The sequence below is a fragment of the Candidatus Kuenenia sp. genome, from assembly GCF_039794105.1.
Classification (GTDB): Bacteria; Planctomycetota; Brocadiia; order Brocadiales; family Brocadiaceae; genus Kuenenia.
Map to the genome: position 1 here is coordinate 15,123 of NZ_JBDIWA010000017.1, position 17,902 is coordinate 33,024.

Here is a 17,902-nt window from a genome sequence, read left to right on the forward strand (position 1 = left end):
ACATCTACCCTCCTGCGCTTACTGCTAAAACGACCATTCTTTCAATACACTTCATTCCCCTCGAAGAACCCTCAGGTGCAACAATAACCATTCCTTTTTCCATTGTAATTTTCTCATCATCCAAGGTAAAAATCCCTTTGCCCTCCTTCACAAAAAATATACCTACAGAATTCCCGGAATGGGGCGGAATTACTTGCCCCTGCTCCATGCAAATGAGAGGCATTTTTACTTTCGGAGAGGCATAAAGAATATTGGGGATAAAATGATCTTTGTGGAATGTTATTTTTTCTTGCAGGTTAATATGTTTCAATGTTTATCTATCTTCCTCTTAAATCTTTTTAAAAATTAAATTATATGTTTATCAACTATTTTTTCCGTTTGCAGATGCACAGGCTATTTAATTATTATGTCTTATTTATTTTCCTTAGATGCGGCTTCATTTAGCTCCTGTACAAATTTATTAACATCCGTATTATGCATCATACATGCCAAATTTATATCCTCCGTACCAAAAGAGGGGCAATCAAAACAACCCTTTCCAAAATACTTTGTAAAAACTTCTTTAGTCGCAGGATATTTCTTTGTAACTTCCCCTGTACTCATTTTTTTTGTAATAAGAACTTCTTTCTCCATATTTCACCTCCCAAAAATAATCGGATGACAACTCTATCTGCTCTTTTTTGTTTTATTTAATTGGCCCTATTCTATGCCTGGCATGAGGGGGTTATAAAGGTTGTAGACATTCATGCCATTCACGCGGGCAATAACCTTAAGAGAATTCATCTTTTCGAAGAATTGACCAACATAAGGCTGCAGCATATGACCCAACATACCGTCTGCCCTACCAACAATCTTACCCTCAACTATTTCTGCATCGATATGTAGAAAATCAAAGGACTCCATATTTAATCCTCCATACATTTTGCGTGTGAGTGCGCAAGATTTCTTTCTATCTCCTGCAAAATATCATTTGCAACCTCTATTGCCTTTAAACCTTCTTCCCCGGAAACTTCCGGTTCCTTGTTTTCCAAAACACACGTAACAAAAGACTCTAGTTCTTTTTTTAGTGGCTCGTAATCATCCATTTTAATATGTTCTACCTTTAGCAAATCTCCAAACACATAGCTTTTTAGGTCTGCAATGGTCGAAACATCCATCTCTGAAATATTAAGCGCACTGAGGGTTAGTTTGGGGGATTTTTTATATATTAACCCTTCTTTCTTCTGATAATCAATGGAAATATATGAGTCTTCAGAAAATAATCTCACTTTCCTCATAGGCTGAATAGACACCCTGCTGGCAGTGATGTTTGCCACACAGCCATTCTGAAATTGAATTCGTGCATTTGCAATATCCTCTTTGTCGGCAATAACATTTACGCCAACAGCATCAATTTTTTTCACCTTTGAGCCTGTCATATTCAGTATTATATCTATGTCATGTATCATTAAATCCAGGACAACACCTATATCAGCAGATCGAAATGTGAAGGGACTTAAACGATGGCACTCTATAAATCTTGGATTGAAAGATAGTTTTTTTATTGCAACAATAACCGGATTAAACCTCTCAATATACCCCGCCTGAAGCACAAGTCCTTTCTTCTTGCTTAGACTTATTAACTCTTTCGCTTCAGACACAGTTCCTGTCATTGGTTTTTCAACGAGAACGTGAACACCATGAGTAAGGAAGTCTTTAGCAATTGCGTAATGCGATTTTGTGGGAACGGCAATACTTACGGCAGAAACCTTATCTATTACATCCTTATAATTTACATACCATTGCGTATCATAGCTCCGGGCTATTTTTTCTGCTTGCTTGTTCAGTACATCAACCACTGCAACCAATTCGACGCCTGGTAATTCGGCAAATACCCTGGCATGTTCTTTACCTAAATGGCCAACACCTATTACCGCCACCTTTAACTTATGCATACTTACCTTCTAAAATTGCCAAAAACATACCCTCTTCTTATTTTTAACCTGGTTGAGAAATACGCCAGACTACTGAACAATTATATATGGCGATATTTAGTTTTGTGAAAAAAAATTCAGCGTCCTGGTATAGTTTCAGGGCAGGGGCAAAACATTTGCGTGGGTACACGGGACACGAAAAAACATTACTTTTATTGGAGTTTTTCAGAAAACTAAATTGTTAACTGGGGTGGGACTCTCAGTATTTCTCTATAACGCCCATGCTTACCTTTTTCAATATTTCTTAGAAATGTAATCAGATATTCAACTTCAGGTGAAATGTATTCTTGTTTCTCTAATTGCCCCAAAATTTTATTTCTATTTAACTCATCAGAACGAAATAATACACGGAATGAATCTTTAATCTTATCAATTTGTTCTCCGGAAAACCCCTCTCTTTCCAGCCCAATTACATTAACCTGCCTTATTCTTGCCGGGTGCCCTTCAATTATTACGTATGGAGGCACATCCTGAACGATTCTTGTGTGTCCGCCTACATAAGCAAAACGACCTATCGTCACAAATGGTTGTATACCTACCAAACCCATAAGTTTAACCCCTTTTTCCAATACAACGTGTCCTCCCAATAATACACCATTCGCCAAAAGGACGTTATTTTCTATTAAGCAATCATGGGCTACATGCGAACAAGCCATAAAAAAGCAATTGTCGCCTATTATCGTTTTCCCACCACCGCCAGCGGTACCTCTGTTAATAGTAACCCCTTCTCTCACAGTGTTATTATCTCCCATAAGCAGCAAAGATTGTTCTCCGCAATACTTAAGATCTTGTGGTTCAGCGCCCAATACCGCATTTGGATAAATAACACTATTTTTCCCTATTGTAGTATGTCCAATTACCGTTGCATTATTCTTTATTACGGTCCCATCGCCGATAGTAACATTTTCACCGACAACAGAAAAAGGACCAATTTCGACATCGCGGCCTAATTTAGCACCGGGGTGAACAAGTGCCCATCGATGAATTTTCATTGCGTCTCCCCGTTTCTTTGTTTTCTTAAAATGCTCAGGCCATTTCATTCATACCTGAATCTTGCCTCATTGCTTACCACTAAATAGTGTACCTTATAAACGCAACCTTGAACGGTTGCTGCCATCGTTTTATACAAAAGGTGGATTTAATCCATTTGTTTAAAACCAGAAACATCGCATTCTCTCTAAGCCTTCATTTATTAGCGATTACAAAGGAAGATACTAAAAGTATTATGTAAGATTCAGACAATAATTCATGCCTTACATGCGATATTTGCTATTTTTCTTGCTAATTCTGCGTTTAGGAAATGTCCGGATCTTTTTGCCACGATGTGCCCCTTAAGAACAACATTGGCCAAATAAAGATCTCCTATAAGATCCAAAATTTTATGCCTTACATGTTCATTCGGAAACCGTAATTCTGCGGGACTCAGAGAAAGAGGTTTTGTTATCTTTCCATCTTTCTGTATTACGTAGCTATTATCATCCGTGACGCCTTTTCCCAGCCCAAGCTTTTTGAATTCTTCTACGTATGTACTCAGGCCAAACGTTCTGGCGGAAGCAACTTCTCTGGAAAAATTTTCTTCATTAAATTCAATTTCATATGTTTGCGGATCTATAAAAAAACCATCAAAGTCCAAAGTATAGGAAAGCAACAATCCCTCATTAATAGGCAACGCTATAATACTTGCATTTCCATTGCGCACCATAATCGGCTCTTGAATTATAAATATATGTTTTTCCCCTCCCAATGCAACAACGGTTGCCTCCTTCAGGATATCCATGAAATATTTGGCGCTTCCATCGCCTGCAGGCATTTCCCGTCCATGGATTTCAATTTCTATATTGTCAATGCCTAATCCGGCAAGTGCGGCCATTACATGCTCTATCCCTTCAATTTCGGCATCATCCTTCTTCAAAAAAATGCGTTTTGCAGTGTTTGATAAGAAGTGAACATTCGCGGGTATTATTGGACGAGATGGCAGGTCGACACGCACAAAATGTATTCCAGAATTCACCGGGGCTGGTTTAAACTTAATTCGGACACTTTCCCCCCGAAACATGCCCCAGCCAGAACACTCTACAGGTTGCCCTATTGTTTTTTGCAAGTTATCCAAAAACTATTTCCCTTTGTCTGCCTTGGAATATTTTTTGTTTAACAGATCTATTACATGATTTGTAATATCTACGCCATCAGAGTGATATAAAACAGTTTTTATCCCTACTTTAAATTGCATTTCAGAAATACCCCCACTTTGTAATTCAGCATCTTCCTTTTTAATAATCAAATCGTAACGATTTTGCTTTCCTATCGCCTCTATCTCCCTTAAAACTTCCGAATACAACCGTTCAAACGATTCTTTATACGTTCTCATCAGGCTCTTTTCTGCAACTTTCGCATAAGATTCCAATTCTATATTTTTCCTTTCAAATTCTTCTTCATACTTTTTTCTATCCTTGCTCCCAAGGTCCAACAGTTGTATTTTGTCTTTCAGACCCACCAGTTCCTTTTTTTTATCATTGATTTTGGTTTGATATGATTTTTCTTCTTCTCTTAAATCAGCATCATATTGTTTTCGTTTTTCATATTTTTCAAACACAATGTTTAAATCTACCACTCCGATTTTTAAACCACTTGCAGGAGCATTAACATTTTGAGCCTTCACCTGATTAGTCAAAACCACGCATAAACTCGCAATAATTACAACACAAACAGAAATACACTTTATACCATTCAAATAATTTTTATATTTCATACTTAAAAGCTGCTGCCCCCCCCAAAATTAAATGAAAATCCCTGGGTTTCATCCCCTTCTTCTTTCATTATTGGAACACCATAATCAATTGAAATGGTTGATTGGCCGAGGAAAGGAATACTCAACCTTAAACCAAGCCCTCCCGACATCCTGAAACGATCAAAATTGAAATCCGCCAAAGATTCATCTGCTTTTCCTGCATCAACAAATACTGCCATACGAACAATATCTTTATACAACGGCACCAAATATTCAGTATTAAGCAACATTAAAAGTTCCCCACCTACCTGTTCATCTGTTTTCTCATCAATGGGTGCAACACCTCTGTATTTAAAACCCCGAATAGACCCATAACCTCCCGCATAAAATCTTTCAAATATCGGAACATCTTCTCCCGATGTGGACTCGACCAACCCAATGGTTCCCCCATAAGCCACAACATGTTTTCCCCACTTAGGTATGTCAAAAAGTGTAGTATATTTTTTTGCCTTTACATCATATTTTACAATATCTACATCTAAGCCGGCAACCTCGAGCGATGTACTAATTGTATATCCTTTTGTTGGCATAAACATATTATCTGTTTTATTTGTCTCTGCAGAAAACGTAACACCCGTCTTCCAATTACCCCCCTCTACATCTAATACATCCTGCGGGGTGTCATCCTCGTCGTCCCTTCTTTCGATACCAATCAATTCAAATGACGGACTTACTCTTACATAAGTATCCCTCACCAGTTCTCTCCCCAACGAGATCTTCGATCCGGTGCTTTTTTGCTCATAAAGGCTATACCACCTGATATAGTTGAATAAGCTTGCTCCCGCACTGTAAGGGGAATCAAATATCGAGGGGTCAGTCAAAGACATAAGGATTTCAGTTCTCTCAAAGCCGGGACTGAAACGCAATGTTAATATTTGTCCTGCGCCGCGAAATGCATTCCCGCTCAGAAAATCATTCCACCCCTTTGGAAAATCAAGAATATCAAAATTTCTATCTGTATATGAAATATCGCCAAAAGCTCCAACATTTGCGCCATACCCTCCGCCAAACCTTAGCATGCCAGTCCTTCCTTCTCTTACTTCAACTATCAAATTTTTCTTGTTTGGCTCGGAGCCTTGTTCAAAACTAATTCCCGCAGGCATTCCAGACTCCATATCAAAATACCCCGTGTTTGCCAATCGTCTCTGGCTATCACGTATTTTTTCAACATTTAACCTTTCGCCCGGATTAAAAGTCAGCTGCCTGCGAATAACATTGTCCCTTGTCTTATCGTTTCCGATTATCTTTACTTTGTCTATATAGTACCTGTCACGTTCCTCAATATTAAAAAATACCTTTACTTTAGTTTCATCAGCAGCAAATATGTGTTTCTCATTAACACTCGTTGCAAGATATCCCTGCGCACCATATGCAAGCCGGATTTGATATGTATCCTTTTCCACCGCGTCTAAAGAAAAAGGGAAGCCTTCTCTCAATTTTAATGCGGCTTTCAATTCATCCTCGGTAAATATTGTCGTTCCGCTTATTTCTAATGTATCTACATAATACCTTTTCCCTTCTTTTACGTGTATGGTAATGTATATCTCACTGTCATCGTTTTCATATGTTATCTCCCATCCAACATCAACATCCAGCCATCCATTATTCATATAAAACTCTTTAATTTTTACCATATCAGATGCAAATACATCTTGTTCAAATCTTCCGGGAAACATTATTTTCGGGAATCTCTTCTTGCGGGTTTCCATTTGCTTAAGGAGTTTTCTGGGTTTATAACTGGTATTACCCTTAAAATCAATATCGGCAATGCGTATCCGGGGACCTTCTTCTATATTAAAGATAACCGTTGTTTCTCCATTTACCACCTTGGACTCCGCATGTACCTGCATTCTGGAAAAACATTTTTTCTTATATAAATCCCGTATTTTATCTTCATCCAACTTCAGCAGATGATGCTTTAATACGTCTCCCTCTCTTATCCCAATTTCTTTTGCCAATTTTTTGGATTTAATCTTTTTATTACCTGAAAACAGGATCTTGTCAATTACTGCACGTTCAGAGACAAGGAAAATCAGGTTTAATCCATCGGCTGTCTCTTCTATTTCAACCTCTATGTTTTCAAAGAACCCTAGTGACCAAATAGCATCCACATCCTGACTTACCAGGTTAGAATCATACACATCACCTTCCTTCGAGCGGATAACGCTTCTTATTGCAGCATTACTAATCCTTTTGTTTCCCCTGACCTCAATTTTTTTTAGAATATGCGTGTTTTTATCAAGATTTTCATCGCAAGAAACCTTAACATTTACAAAACACAAGACCAAGACAAGTGCCACAATTATCTTAGCGGTAGTTAATAAAACCTTGTCCGGTTTCATTCGATTCCTAAAGACGAGAAATTTTCAAAACGCATACAATGTGAAAGAAAAGTCAATTTTATCGTTCCTGTAGGCCCATTCCGCTGTTTTGCAATAATCAGTTCTGCGGTACCATCCTTTTTTTCGGGGTTAAAATAATCTTCTCTGTGTAACAAAGCAATAACATCAGCATCCTGTTCAATCGACCCTGATTCACGAAGATCTGACATCCTTGGTCTGTGCCCCTCCCTCGACTCCACAGACCTGTTCAACTGAGATACCGCAATAACCGGTATTGCCAGTTCTCTGGCAAGAGATTTTAAACCCCGGGAAATTATAGAAATCTCCTGCTGGCGATTTTCTCCGCGTGGCGCTTCCATCAATTGCAAATAATCTACCGCAATTAGTTGAATATCGTATTGAGCTTTTAATCTCCTTGCCTTTGCACGCACTTCCAATATTGTCAGTCCAGGTGTATCTTCAATAAAAATAGGTGCTTCGGAAAGAGACCCTAACCCATTTGAAAGTGCGCTCCATAATCTATCATCATCCTCCAGAAATCCTTTTCTTAGTTTATGCGCATCGATCTTTGAGTGAGAACAAAGCATATTTTGCGCCAATTGCTGGGCAGACATTTCCATTGAAAATATTGCCGCCGGTTTTTTTTCTACCACCCCGATATGTTCGATAATATTCATAACAAAACTTGTTTTCCCCATACTGGGTCTTGCGGCAATAATGATAAGTTCGGAAGGCTGCAATCCGCAGGTAAGGTCATCGAAATCGAAAAATCCGGTAGATAATCCCGTTAACCTGCTTTCCCTATCATGCAGATTCTCAATACGGCTAAAGGTTTCTTTCAGTATTTCATTTAATTTAATGGACGATGCGTTAAATTTTTTCTGCGTAATTTCAAAGATCGCCCTCTCAGAGGAATCAAGTAAAAAGCCGGTATCAACGGCGCCTTCAAATGCCTGTTTTTGAATATTTGCGGCAACCTCAATGAGATTTCTTTTTAGGGCATTTTCCCGTACTATATTAGCATAATACTCTACATTTCCGATAGTTGGAACCGCTTCCTCAAGTTCCACCAAATACTCTGCGCCGCCAACATTCTCAAGCAAGGAACGCTTCTTTAACTCTTCCCGCAACAAAACCAAATCAATGGCCTGCCCCTTATCATACAAGTCTATTATGGCCTGGTATATGCTCTGATGCGCCGTTTTATAAAAACTTTGCTTATTCAATATTGGCACAACTACATTTATAACCTCATTGTCAAGCAACATGGCGCCAATAACACTCATTTCGGCGTCCAGACTTTGAGGCAGCGTACGTTCAAGCACCGATTCTACTGCCATACATTTGTCCTTTTAAAAATCAGACAACATCCTCTTCTTCATTCACCACTTGCACTTTACATGTTGTCTTCATTTCAGCGCTTAACACAACCGCAACATCATATTCGCCGCATTCCTTTATAGGATTTTCCAGTTTAATCATATCCACATCAATTGGTATCCCCTGCTTCTTCAGCACATCGGCTATATGAACATACGTAACGGATCCAAACAACCTTCCTTCTTCATTCACCTTTGCAGGAATCCTGCAAACAGCGTTGGAAATAGTCTCCAAAATTTCCCGCAATCTTTCGCATTCTTCTTTCAGTTGTATTTCAATTTTCTTTTTTGCCTTCTCCAGTTGCTTCAAATTCCCTTCGGTAACGTAAGTGGCCATCCCCATGGGCAACAGATAATTCCTCGCATACCCTTTTTTTACTTTAACAACATCACCGATCCTGCCAAGCGTGTCAATATTTTTTGTCAATAATAATTCCATGGAAAAATACCCTCCTAAGTTACGTATGGAAGCAAAGCCATAAACCTTGCTCTTTTAATGGACATTTTAACAGAACGTTGATGCCGGGCACAATTCCCCGACCGTTTTCTTGAAAAAAGTTTCCCCCGGGTAGTTGCAAGTTTCTGTAAATTTTGGATGTCCTTATAATCAACCTCCTCAACCCCCATTCTGCAAAATCTGCATTTGCTTGTTTTATTAAATATTTTTCTTGTCATAGTATTTAACCTTCTTATAAAAAATGTCTACGTTTACTTCAAAACGGTATCTCTTCACCATTGATATCCGAAACCATATTTTCAGACGTCGTATCTAAATTTGCGCTATCCAGTGATTGCCCCAAATCGTCTTTTGGCCGTTTGCCTGCGCCGCCTCCAATAAACTGAAAATTATCCGCAACTACACGCAATGTACTACGCTTTTGTCCTTCTTTTGTTTCCCACTGATTAAATTGCAAGCGGCCTTCGATAAAGATAGGGCTTCCCTTGCTGAAGTATTCGCCAATAACTTCGGCTCTCCTGCCAAACATACTGACATCTACAAAACAAACTTCGTCCTTTTGTTCCCCAGTTTTGGACGTCCATTTGCTACTCACAGCTATCGCAAAACTTGCCACTGCCAACCCTCCTGCGGTATATCTCAGTTCAGGATCTCTCGTAAGGTTTCCCATAAGAAATACTTTATTAAGGCTTGCCATTCCTTACTCCTTTTATCTCTAACTAAAATTTTTCTTATTTAAACGACCGTCAGTATCTATAGTACGAGATGATTTCTTTTCTATAATAAGACTAGATTTAAAGTTAAACTTCCCCAACAGCTAAAACAGGTTCACGTTTTTCTGTTGATAATACTTCCTCCGTTTTATGCTCTTTTTCAGCTTCTTTCTCTGTAAAACCTTCCTCAATGCCGGCAGCGGATAATTCTTCTATGATAGTATCTCTTAGTATTAAAGACCGAATAAGAAAATCGGATAACTGAAAATCCCTTTTCATCTGCGTAATGGATGTGTTTTCAGCATTAAAATGTATCAATAAGTATGTGCCGCGTTTGTGGCTTTTAATCTTATACGCTAATTTTTTTTCTCCCCATTTTTCAGTCTTTAAAACTTCCGCACCATTCTTTGCCAAAATATCGTGAATACTTTTTACTACGCCGTCCCAGTCGGAATTGGCGGGGACATTGTCAATCAGAAACAAACCTTCATACAATCTCAAATTCTCTTCCTCCTAACATTATTCATAAAAACCTTACTTAAAACAAAAAATTTAGTTATATTCATTCATACAATCTTCTATCCCCTTGTAAACCCATGTTTTCAAGGCTTTACATGCTTCCTCAAGGAATTTCGCTATTTCAACATCTTCTTCTGAAGAAAACATTGAAAGGACAAAACGGCTCGTATCATTAAATTTGGGACGTCCTATACCTATTCTCAAACGGGGGAAATCGGCAGTCCCTAAAGATGACGCAACTGATTCCAAACCACGATGCCCGCCGCAGCCACCGGCGCGCCGAATACGTAATTTGCCGAATGGGAGATCTAAATCATCACATACGACCATAATATCCCTGGGTTGACATTTGTACATATTTGCCACTTCCTGAACTGCAATGCCGCTTAAATTCATAAAGGTTTGTGGTTTTAGCAATATAATTTCTTCATGTTCCACTTCTTTTTTACAAAACAGAGATTGAAATTTATGTTGAAACCCTCCCAATCCCAGTTGTTGGGAAAATTCATCAATTACCATAAAACCCAGGTTATGTCTCGTCCTTAAATACTTCTCGCCGGGATTTCCCAATCCAACTATCATCTTCATCAACAAATTCCATACTACGATTTTTCTTAAGCGCCGGATTCTTCTTTCGGCTTTTTAGTGATTACTTCAGGTCCGGCAAGCAATTCTTCTTCTGATACCGCCTTTTCCTCCGCAGCATGATGCACAGAAACAACAACCGCTTCTGCATCGGATAAATATTTAATACCTGCTATAGAAGGTAATTCTTTGACATGTATAGACTTACCCATTTCAAGTTCAGATACATTTATCTTAATATCCTCAGGAACAGCCGCAGGGAAACATTCTATCTCTATATTTTTCATAGTCTGGGTTAACACACCGCCTGCTTTCACTCCAACAGCACTCCCTGTCAGTATTATTGGCACTTTTAAAGTTACCCTTTCATCCATAGAAACACGCGCAAAATCTACGTGCAATACCTTGTCTGAAAGATTATCATATTGGACATCTTTTATAAGAACAGACTCCTTTGTCCTGTCATAAGCCAGATTGATCATACGAGCACCGGCATTTAAAACACGCCCGAATTCACCGCCATCAACGCTCAAAAGCACATTATCTTCTTTGTGGCCGTAAACTACTGCAGGTATATGTCCGGTCGCCCTCAGTTTTCTCACCGCCTTAGTTCTTTTTAATGTTCTTTTTTCCGCCTTCAATTCTAAAACTTCCATCGTTTTACAACTCCTAAAAATAACCTATTAAACAAATAAAGAGCTTACCGATTCATGATGATGTATTCTCATGATCGCATCTCCTAACAGACCTGAAATAGACAACACTTTAAACTTATCGCCAGTCGCTCTTGCTTTTTCAGAAAGCGGTATCGAATCAGTTATCACTATTTCTTTTATCGGGGCAGCTGACAATTTTCCTATCGCTGAACCGCAAAAAACCGGATGAGTCGCTCCGACATATATATCCCTCGCACCTTTTTCTTTCAGGACATGCGCCGCTTGTGCAATAGACCCGCCCGTTGCAATTAAATCGTCGATCATAATCACATTTTTATTTGCAACCTCTCCGATTATAAAACCTACCTCTGTCTCTTCAGGCCCTACCCGCCTTTTGTCAACGATTGCCATCTTCACACCCAAGCCCTTTGAATAATTCCTGGCGAGTTTTATACCTCCTACATCGGGAGTAACCACCACCAAATCTTCTGTCTTTAATTGTTCAAAGTATTTCATCATTACAGGAAATGCCAGAAGATGGTCTACAGGAATGTCAAAAAATCCCTGAATCTGAGCGGCATGTAAATCAAGGGTTAGAACCCTGTCCGCCCCCGCCGTCGTTATGAGATTTGCCACCAATTTTGCCGTTATTGGCACACGCCCTTCGTCTTTTCTATCCTTTCGCGCATAACCATAATACGGCAGCACCGCAGTAATACGCGCGGCAGATGCCCGCTTTAGACAGTCTATGAATATAAGAAGTTCCGTTAAGCTTTCATTGACAGGTGCGCATGTTGGTTGAACCAAAAATACGTCTGCACCCCGAACATCCTCATTGACCTTCAGGTCAATTTCGCCATCGGGAAAACGGCCAACGTAGGCATTCCCCAGATTGATCGAAAGGTGTTCGCAAATTTTTCTTGCCAAATCAGGATTTGCATTTCCGGAAAAAATTTTCAAATGATCTAACTCTTCTATCCTTCTCTTTTTGTCCATTTCTCTACCTTAAAAAACTTGTTTTCCATTCCTCTCACTGCTTTTTACCTCTGTACCATCGCTCACTTTCGTGCCAGATTCCAAATATGCAAATGGTCCTATACGACAATACCGGCCAATAACTACATTTTTGCTTATATAAGAAAAGGGGTAAATTTTCGTTCCCGCCCCAATTTCTACATTATTTTCAACAAATGTGCTTCCTGTGTCTACTATAGTTACCCCGCTCTCCATAAAACCCTGCAGAATATCATCACGCCTTATTTTGTTAACGATTGCCAATTCTTGCTGGGTATTTATTCCTAACACCTCAACAGCGTCATCCGCCACAATTCCCTCTATTTTTTTCCCCTTATTGTGCAATAGTGAAATGATGTCGGTTAGATAAAACTCCCCTTTTTTATTGTGTGGCTGAATCTCACTCAATCCTTCAAGGAGGGCTTTCGTTTTAAATGCATATATTCCCGCGTTGATTTCATTAATTGCTAATACATCACCGTCGGCTTCACTTTCTTCTATAATTTTCGCTATACTACCATTTTTATCCCTATATATCCGCCCATACCCTTTTGGTTTTTCCAGGCGTGCGGTTAATAATACAACATCAGCCGCAGTTTCATTATTTATGCTTATCAGCCTTTTCAGTGTCCGGGGTTTAATAAGAGGTGCATCGCCATTTAAAATTAAAACGATATCCGCAGAACTATTAATTCTCTCTTTTACCGCAACAACGGCATGTGCTGTTCCTAATTGTTCCCGTTGTTCTACTATTTCAACAGGTAATCCCTCTAAACTTTCTCCTACTTCTTCTTTTTTGTCACCCACTACTATGATTATCCGGGGAATTTCAGCCTTTTGCACAGAACAAATAACACATTCAAGAAGGGTGCTGCCGCATACTTCATGCAAAACCTTTGGCAATGGTGAACGCATTCGAGTACCCTTGCCCGCAGCCAAAATAACTGCCGCAATCTTTTTCATCTTTGTATTGCAATACACAAAATCATAAAACTACTGCAACTTACCCATTCCCTAAAAATAGAATGGCTACCCGGGGAGGACTCGAACCTCCAATGAGAGAACCAAAATCTCTAGTGTTACCATTACACCACCGGGTAGCATTCTGCTCTATTATTTTTTATACAATGATACTATGGGATCGCACATCGCGTTATACTGCACTATTCCGCCGTTAACACAGCGCCTTTATCCGCCGATGTAACACATTTTGCATACCGGGACAACACCCCATGTGTTATTTTTGGTTTTGGCGGTTTCCATGCTTCCTTTCTACGGGTAAGAATTTCTTTCGAAACATTCAAATTTAATGTGCGACCTGGAATATCTATCGTTATTTCATCGCCATCCTCCACCAAGGCAATGGGACCCCCAACCATCGCTTCAGGCGATACATGCCCAACACAAGGCCCCTGTGTCCCCCCGGAAAAACGCCCATCCGTAATTAAAGCGACGGACTCTCCTAACCCAAGTCCCACAATCGCCGCCGTAGGAGACAACATCTCTCTCATCCCAGGCCCTCCGCGCGGACCCTCATATCGTATCACCACCACCATGCCTTTGCTAATCATGGAATCCATAATTGCATTCATTGCAGCCTCTTCGCTATTGAAAACCTTTGCCTTCCCAGTAAACTGCATCATGTTTTCAGATACGGCACTCTGCTTTATCACAGCACCATCGGGAGATAAATTACCGTATAAAACCGCTATCCCACCTTCTTTATGATATGCGGTGTCCTTTGACCTTATCACCTCGCCATCGTTAATTATGGCGGATTTCGCTATCTCTTTTGTATTAAACCCGCTTACGGTAATACAATCGTGCAGGTCATCCTGTAATCGATTCATTACGGCAGGAATGCCGCCCGCATAATATAAATCTTCCAGCAAATATTCTCCGCCAGGCTGCAAACTTGTGATATGAGGCGTTCTTGCGCTGATTTCGTCAAATAACTTCAAATTAAGTTCCACGCCAGCCTCGTTTGCAATCGCGGGAATATGCAAACAGGAATTTGTTGACCCGCCAAGAGCCATATCTACCATGATCGCATTTTCAAACGATTTACGCGTCATAATCTTTCTAGAAGTAATATCTTTTCTTACAAGATCTACCACCCGTTGGCCACTTTTATAGGCAATACGTTCCTTCTCCGCCGAAATTGCAAGAGTAGCGGCGCATCTTGGCAGAGACATACCTAACGCCTCCGATACACATGCCATGGTGTTGGCCGTATATAGCCCCTGACATGACCCGGCTCCGGGACAAGCATCCATCTCTAAACACGACAATTCTTTATCGTCAATTTCACCTTTACGTCTTCTCCCTACCGCTTCAAAGGTATCTTTCACCAAGGACAACTTTTGCTTTCCATAACGTCCGGAAATCATAGGGCCAGCAGTAACAACAATCCCGGGGATATCCAATCTTGCGCAGGCCATTAACATTCCCGGCGTTATTTTGTCGCAATTTGTAAGCATCACCAACCCATCCAGACAGTGAGCGCTTACCACACACTCTATCATATCTGCAATCAGGTCCCTTGACGCAAGAGAATAATGCATGCCACTATGCCCCATTGCAATGCCGTCACAGATACCCGGTATACCAAAAACAAAGCTTACCCCTCCTCCCGCATGGACGCCTTTTTCAATAGCCCTCTCCAGCGGACGCATATGAACATGTCCGGGAATAAGGTCGGTAAAACTGCTCGCTATTCCAATGAACGGTTTATCTAAATCCTCTTTGCTTAAACCAGTTGCGTATAAAAGTGCCCGTGCAGGAACACGCTCAAGACCTTTCGTAATTTTATCGCTTCTCAATTCCATCGTCATTCCAATCTATGTAAACCTTAATCTGCCTATATTATTGTGAATTTTCATTATAGCGAAAAGCTTACTATTGTCAAATCAAAACTGCCTTATGCTTTGGCAGTATAATTAGCCACAAACCAAAAATAATATGGCGATTCCCCTTCTTTTAGATCAACTATTTTAATAATAATCACCCTAATATATTTCCACAACTGGATTTTCGCTTGACTTCCCTATAACACCACGTTTAAACTTTTGAGCGGCAATAATGTTTATTCCGTATATATTTTAAGATTAGGCGTTTAGCGCCGTATAGGTAGCCGAAGAAAATGTCTCACACAACTAGCCGGATAAACATTCATCTCATTACTAATTATTAATCCCTGGAAATTCGAGGAGCATTTTATGGACCATACTGAGCAATTGCAAATATCACAGATAAAAAGGGCAGGGTTGCATAGAAGACTGTATGACTGGACTCTACATTGGGCACATACCCCCTATGGTTCCATTGCCTTATTTACACTGGCGTTTTGTGAATCGTCTTTCTTTCCCATCCCCCCGGATGTACTCTTAATGGCACTTGCATTCTCAATCGCAAGAAAATCCTTTAAATATGCCGCCATTTGTTCCGCAGGGTCCATATTGGGCGGTGGTTTTGGATATTTTATCGGCTTCGGGTTGTTTGATTTTGTTGGAGTACCAATCCTCACCACCCTTGGGCTTATGGAAAAGTTTGATTATGTAAAAGAACAATACAACACCAACGCCTTTTCCGCCGTTGCCATTGCGGGGTTTACCCCAATCCCGTACAAAGTCTTTACAATTGCAGCCGGGGCTTGCAAAATTAATTTGTGGACATTTTTCATTGCGTCAGCAATCAGCCGGTCGGGAAGATTCTTCATAGTTGCCGCTCTCATTTGTATTTTTGGGCCAAAGATAAAACATTTTATAGAAAAATATTTTAATATTATCTCCATTGCCTTTGTCGTATTGATAGTAGCCGGTTTTTTTGTCATCAAATTACTTAAATAAGGAAAGTACCATGAAACACACAATGGTTATATTCACATTTTTCATATTTACCTTAATATCTTCCTTTTCCTTACTGCTTGCGGAAACGGAACCACCTCAGACATGGGAGTCACAAGTCGCAGGGAAGTTTTACCCCGGCAATGAAGCGGCATTAAAAGACCAAATAAATGAATTTCTAAAGGAGGTTTCCAGTCAAAAGTCAAATGGAAGACCCCTTGCAATCATATCCCCCCATGCTGGATATGTTTATTCCGGACAAGTCGCAGCCTATGGTTATAGCGCTATAAAGGGACATGGATTTAAGAGGGTGATTGTACTTTCCCCTTCCCACAGTGGGAGGAGATACCGGGGCGCCTCAATATTAAAAGCAGACAGCTATAAAACACCTTTAGGGAAAATTTCTATTGACCAGAAAGCATGTGATTATTTGCTTAACACCTCTTTCACCGCAGAATCAAAAAATAAACGCAACAGCAGCCCTCTGAAGCTATTCGGAGATTATGACGGCGCATACAAGGGAGAACATTCTTTAGAAACGCAACTACCCTTCCTGCAAATGACCTTGGGGGATTTTAATCTGGTACCCATCATGATTGGCATATTGGTCGATAATGATTTTGACAAAGTTGCAGAAGCCATTCGGCCATTGCTGGACGACAAAACACTGCTCGTCGTCAGTTCTGATTTTACCCATTACGGCGATGCGTACCGATATGTACCATTCAGAGAAAATGTGGAAGAAAACATAAAGATTCTTGACTATGGCGCTTTTGAAAAGATTCTTAATAAAGATTTTGGCGGACTCAGGGAATATAGAAAACAAACGGGAATAAATGCCTGTGGAATATTGCCTATTTCAATTCTTTTAAAACTACTGCCCGATAGTGCAAAAGGACACATTCTTCATTACGATACGTCAGGGCATCAGACAAATAATTTCGTCTATTCCGTTAGCTACGCATCCATTCTTTTCACAAAAGACGCAGAAATCAAATCAGGCGAATATCACCCGCAAGAAGAACCACAAACGGAAGGGCAATCCATTTGTCTTTCAGAAAAAGAAAAGAAAACACTCTTATCGCTTGCCAGAAACACTTTGGAAACGTATGCAAATACAGGCGCTTCTCCTGAAATTGATTTGCAGCTTTTCACACAAACGCCAAGGCTTTTCGAAAAATATGGCGTGTTTGTAACATTAAAAAAACAGGGGCAATTGCGCGGGTGCATTGGGTATATCCTTCCCAAAACCCCCCTTTACCAGGAGGTAGTTGAAAATACCATCAACTCCTCTGCAAAAGACAATAGATTTCTGCCGGTAACCCATGAAGAAATTAATGACATTGATATAGAAATTTCCGTTTTGAGTCAGCCAAGAAAAATAAACGGCCCCGAAGGGTTTACCGTTGGACAGGAAGGCATAGTAATTCGCAAAGGATATGCAAACGCAGTATTTCTTCCACACGTTGCCGCTGAACAGGGATGGGACAAAACGGAAACCCTTCAACATCTCTGCAAAAAAGCCGGATTACCCATAAATGCCTGGAGAGACAACAATATGGAGTTCTTTGTTTTCACTGCAGACATATTTCACGAGGCAATGGGAATTTAAAATAGTTTGCCTGCAGTTT

General features: G+C 40.0%; 20 protein-coding genes and 1 tRNA gene. 2 read left to right on the plus strand and 19 right to left on the minus strand.

The genetic code is table 11. The features are described from left to right. Positions 1-4: 4 nt before the first annotated feature. The 19 genes from ABJL82_RS09750 to ilvD all read right to left on the minus strand — a co-directional run bounded on the left by ABJL82_RS09750 (position 5) and on the right by ilvD (position 15,248). Positions 5-310, minus strand: a complete 306-nt coding sequence (locus ABJL82_RS09750; protein ID WP_347274540.1) for a cupin domain-containing protein — start codon at positions 308-310, stop codon at positions 5-7. Between the two features lie 101 nt (positions 311-411). Then, the gene (locus tag ABJL82_RS09755) at positions 412-633 is read right to left on the minus strand and encodes a DUF1858 domain-containing protein (protein ID WP_347274541.1); all 222 of its coding nucleotides are present in this window, start codon (positions 631-633) and stop codon (positions 412-414) included. A 66-nt stretch (positions 634-699) separates the two neighbouring features. After that, the gene (locus ABJL82_RS09760; protein WP_347274542.1) at positions 700-903 is read right to left on the minus strand and encodes a hypothetical protein; all 204 of its coding nucleotides are present in this window, start codon (positions 901-903) and stop codon (positions 700-702) included. 2 nt (positions 904-905) lie between these two features. After that, on the minus strand, positions 906-1,934 hold the full coding sequence (locus ABJL82_RS09765) for a Gfo/Idh/MocA family oxidoreductase (RefSeq protein WP_347274543.1): 1,029 nt from the start codon (positions 1,932-1,934) through the stop codon (positions 906-908). A 212-nt stretch (positions 1,935-2,146) separates the two neighbouring features. Next, a complete protein-coding gene (lpxA, locus tag ABJL82_RS09770) occupies positions 2,147-3,013 on the minus strand; it encodes an acyl-ACP--UDP-N-acetylglucosamine O-acyltransferase (RefSeq protein ID WP_347274544.1) in 867 nt (288 codons plus the stop codon). Positions 3,014-3,219: 206 nt separating this feature from the next. After that, complete coding sequence (gene lpxC / locus ABJL82_RS09775) at positions 3,220-4,083, minus strand: UDP-3-O-acyl-N-acetylglucosamine deacetylase (RefSeq protein WP_347274545.1); 864 nt, start codon at positions 4,081-4,083, stop codon at positions 3,220-3,222. 3 nt (positions 4,084-4,086) lie between these two features. Beyond that, entirely contained in the window at positions 4,087-4,722 is a 636-nt protein-coding gene (locus tag ABJL82_RS09780; RefSeq protein WP_347274546.1) for an OmpH family outer membrane protein, read from the minus strand. 2 nt (positions 4,723-4,724) lie between these two features. Next, positions 4,725-7,103, minus strand: coding sequence for an outer membrane protein assembly factor BamA (gene bamA / locus ABJL82_RS09785; RefSeq protein WP_347274547.1), 2,379 nt, complete (start codon positions 7,101-7,103; stop codon positions 4,725-4,727). Beyond that, complete coding sequence (dnaB, locus tag ABJL82_RS09790; RefSeq protein WP_347274548.1) at positions 7,100-8,443, minus strand: replicative DNA helicase; 1,344 nt, start codon at positions 8,441-8,443, stop codon at positions 7,100-7,102. The genes bamA and dnaB overlap by 4 nt, the downstream gene beginning before the upstream one ends. A 19-nt stretch (positions 8,444-8,462) precedes the next feature. Then, on the minus strand, positions 8,463-8,921 hold the full coding sequence (rplI, locus tag ABJL82_RS09795; protein WP_347274549.1) for a 50S ribosomal protein L9: 459 nt from the start codon (positions 8,919-8,921) through the stop codon (positions 8,463-8,465). A gap of 14 nt (positions 8,922-8,935) precedes the next feature. Continuing rightward, entirely contained in the window at positions 8,936-9,157 is a 222-nt protein-coding gene (gene rpsR / locus ABJL82_RS09800; protein ID WP_099326081.1) for a 30S ribosomal protein S18, read from the minus strand. A gap of 38 nt (positions 9,158-9,195) precedes the next feature. Further along, complete coding sequence (locus tag ABJL82_RS09805) at positions 9,196-9,636, minus strand: single-stranded DNA-binding protein (protein WP_347274550.1); 441 nt, start codon at positions 9,634-9,636, stop codon at positions 9,196-9,198. A 103-nt stretch (positions 9,637-9,739) separates the two neighbouring features. Then, positions 9,740-10,153 carry a 30S ribosomal protein S6 gene (rpsF, locus tag ABJL82_RS09810; protein ID WP_347274551.1) on the minus strand — a complete coding sequence of 138 codons (414 nt, stop codon included), beginning with the start codon at positions 10,151-10,153 and terminating at the stop codon, positions 9,740-9,742. Between the two features lie 51 nt (positions 10,154-10,204). Continuing rightward, positions 10,205-10,759, minus strand: a complete 555-nt coding sequence (gene pth, locus ABJL82_RS09815; RefSeq protein WP_347274552.1) for an aminoacyl-tRNA hydrolase — start codon at positions 10,757-10,759, stop codon at positions 10,205-10,207. 26 nt (positions 10,760-10,785) lie between these two features. Further along, on the minus strand, positions 10,786-11,412 hold the full coding sequence (locus tag ABJL82_RS09820; protein ID WP_347274553.1) for a 50S ribosomal protein L25: 627 nt from the start codon (positions 11,410-11,412) through the stop codon (positions 10,786-10,788). A gap of 27 nt (positions 11,413-11,439) precedes the next feature. Continuing rightward, on the minus strand, positions 11,440-12,408 hold the full coding sequence (locus ABJL82_RS09825; RefSeq protein ID WP_347274554.1) for a ribose-phosphate pyrophosphokinase: 969 nt from the start codon (positions 12,406-12,408) through the stop codon (positions 11,440-11,442). A gap of 9 nt (positions 12,409-12,417) precedes the next feature. Further along, the gene (locus tag ABJL82_RS09830; protein ID WP_347274555.1) at positions 12,418-13,389 is read right to left on the minus strand and encodes an NTP transferase domain-containing protein; all 972 of its coding nucleotides are present in this window, start codon (positions 13,387-13,389) and stop codon (positions 12,418-12,420) included. Positions 13,390-13,452: 63 nt separating this feature from the next. Next, positions 13,453-13,526, minus strand: a tRNA-Gln gene (locus ABJL82_RS09835). Between the two features lie 63 nt (positions 13,527-13,589). After that, positions 13,590-15,248 (minus strand): dihydroxy-acid dehydratase, encoded by a 1,659-nt coding sequence (gene ilvD, locus ABJL82_RS09840; RefSeq protein ID WP_347274590.1) that lies wholly within the window; start codon positions 15,246-15,248, stop codon positions 13,590-13,592. 396 nt (positions 15,249-15,644) lie between these two features. On the opposite strand from ilvD, the gene ABJL82_RS09845 reads away from it, so the two are divergent. Further along, positions 15,645-16,274, plus strand: a complete 630-nt coding sequence (locus tag ABJL82_RS09845; RefSeq protein ID WP_347274556.1) for a VTT domain-containing protein — start codon at positions 15,645-15,647, stop codon at positions 16,272-16,274. A 10-nt stretch (positions 16,275-16,284) separates the two neighbouring features. Beyond that, positions 16,285-17,883, plus strand: a complete 1,599-nt coding sequence (gene amrB, locus ABJL82_RS09850; RefSeq protein WP_347274557.1) for an AmmeMemoRadiSam system protein B — start codon at positions 16,285-16,287, stop codon at positions 17,881-17,883. Positions 17,884-17,902: the final 19 nt, after the last annotated feature.

Excerpts from the sequence above, each read along its gene's own strand:
- ABJL82_RS09755 (WP_347274541.1), bottom strand. The coding sequence starts at position 633 with ATGGAGAAAGAAGTTCTTATTACAAAAAAAATGAGTACAGGGGAAGTT.
- ABJL82_RS09760 (WP_347274542.1), bottom strand. The coding sequence starts at position 903 with ATGGAGTCCTTTGATTTTCTACATATCGATGCAGAAATAGTTGAGGGT.
- ABJL82_RS09765 (WP_347274543.1), bottom strand. The coding sequence starts at position 1,934 with ATGCATAAGTTAAAGGTGGCGGTAATAGGTGTTGGCCATTTAGGTAAA.
- lpxA (WP_347274544.1), bottom strand. The coding sequence starts at position 3,013 with ATGAAATGGCCTGAGCATTTTAAGAAAACAAAGAAACGGGGAGACGCA.
- ABJL82_RS09780 (WP_347274546.1), bottom strand. The coding sequence starts at position 4,722 with ATGAAATATAAAAATTATTTGAATGGTATAAAGTGTATTTCTGTTTGT.
- bamA (WP_347274547.1), bottom strand. The coding sequence starts at position 7,103 with ATGAAACCGGACAAGGTTTTATTAACTACCGCTAAGATAATTGTGGCA.
- dnaB (WP_347274548.1), bottom strand. The coding sequence starts at position 8,443 with ATGGCAGTAGAATCGGTGCTTGAACGTACGCTGCCTCAAAGTCTGGAC.
- rplI (WP_347274549.1), bottom strand. The coding sequence starts at position 8,921 with ATGGAATTATTATTGACAAAAAATATTGACACGCTTGGCAGGATCGGT.
- rpsR (WP_099326081.1), bottom strand. The coding sequence starts at position 9,157 with ATGACAAGAAAAATATTTAATAAAACAAGCAAATGCAGATTTTGCAGA.
- ABJL82_RS09805 (WP_347274550.1), bottom strand. The coding sequence starts at position 9,636 with ATGGCAAGCCTTAATAAAGTATTTCTTATGGGAAACCTTACGAGAGAT.
- pth (WP_347274552.1), bottom strand. The coding sequence starts at position 10,759 with ATGAAGATGATAGTTGGATTGGGAAATCCCGGCGAGAAGTATTTAAGG.
- ABJL82_RS09820 (WP_347274553.1), bottom strand. The coding sequence starts at position 11,412 with ATGGAAGTTTTAGAATTGAAGGCGGAAAAAAGAACATTAAAAAGAACT.
- ABJL82_RS09825 (WP_347274554.1), bottom strand. The coding sequence starts at position 12,408 with ATGGACAAAAAGAGAAGGATAGAAGAGTTAGATCATTTGAAAATTTTT.
- ABJL82_RS09830 (WP_347274555.1), bottom strand. The coding sequence starts at position 13,389 with ATGAAAAAGATTGCGGCAGTTATTTTGGCTGCGGGCAAGGGTACTCGA.
- ABJL82_RS09845 (WP_347274556.1), top strand. The coding sequence starts at position 15,645 with ATGGACCATACTGAGCAATTGCAAATATCACAGATAAAAAGGGCAGGG.
- amrB (WP_347274557.1), top strand. The coding sequence starts at position 16,285 with ATGAAACACACAATGGTTATATTCACATTTTTCATATTTACCTTAATA.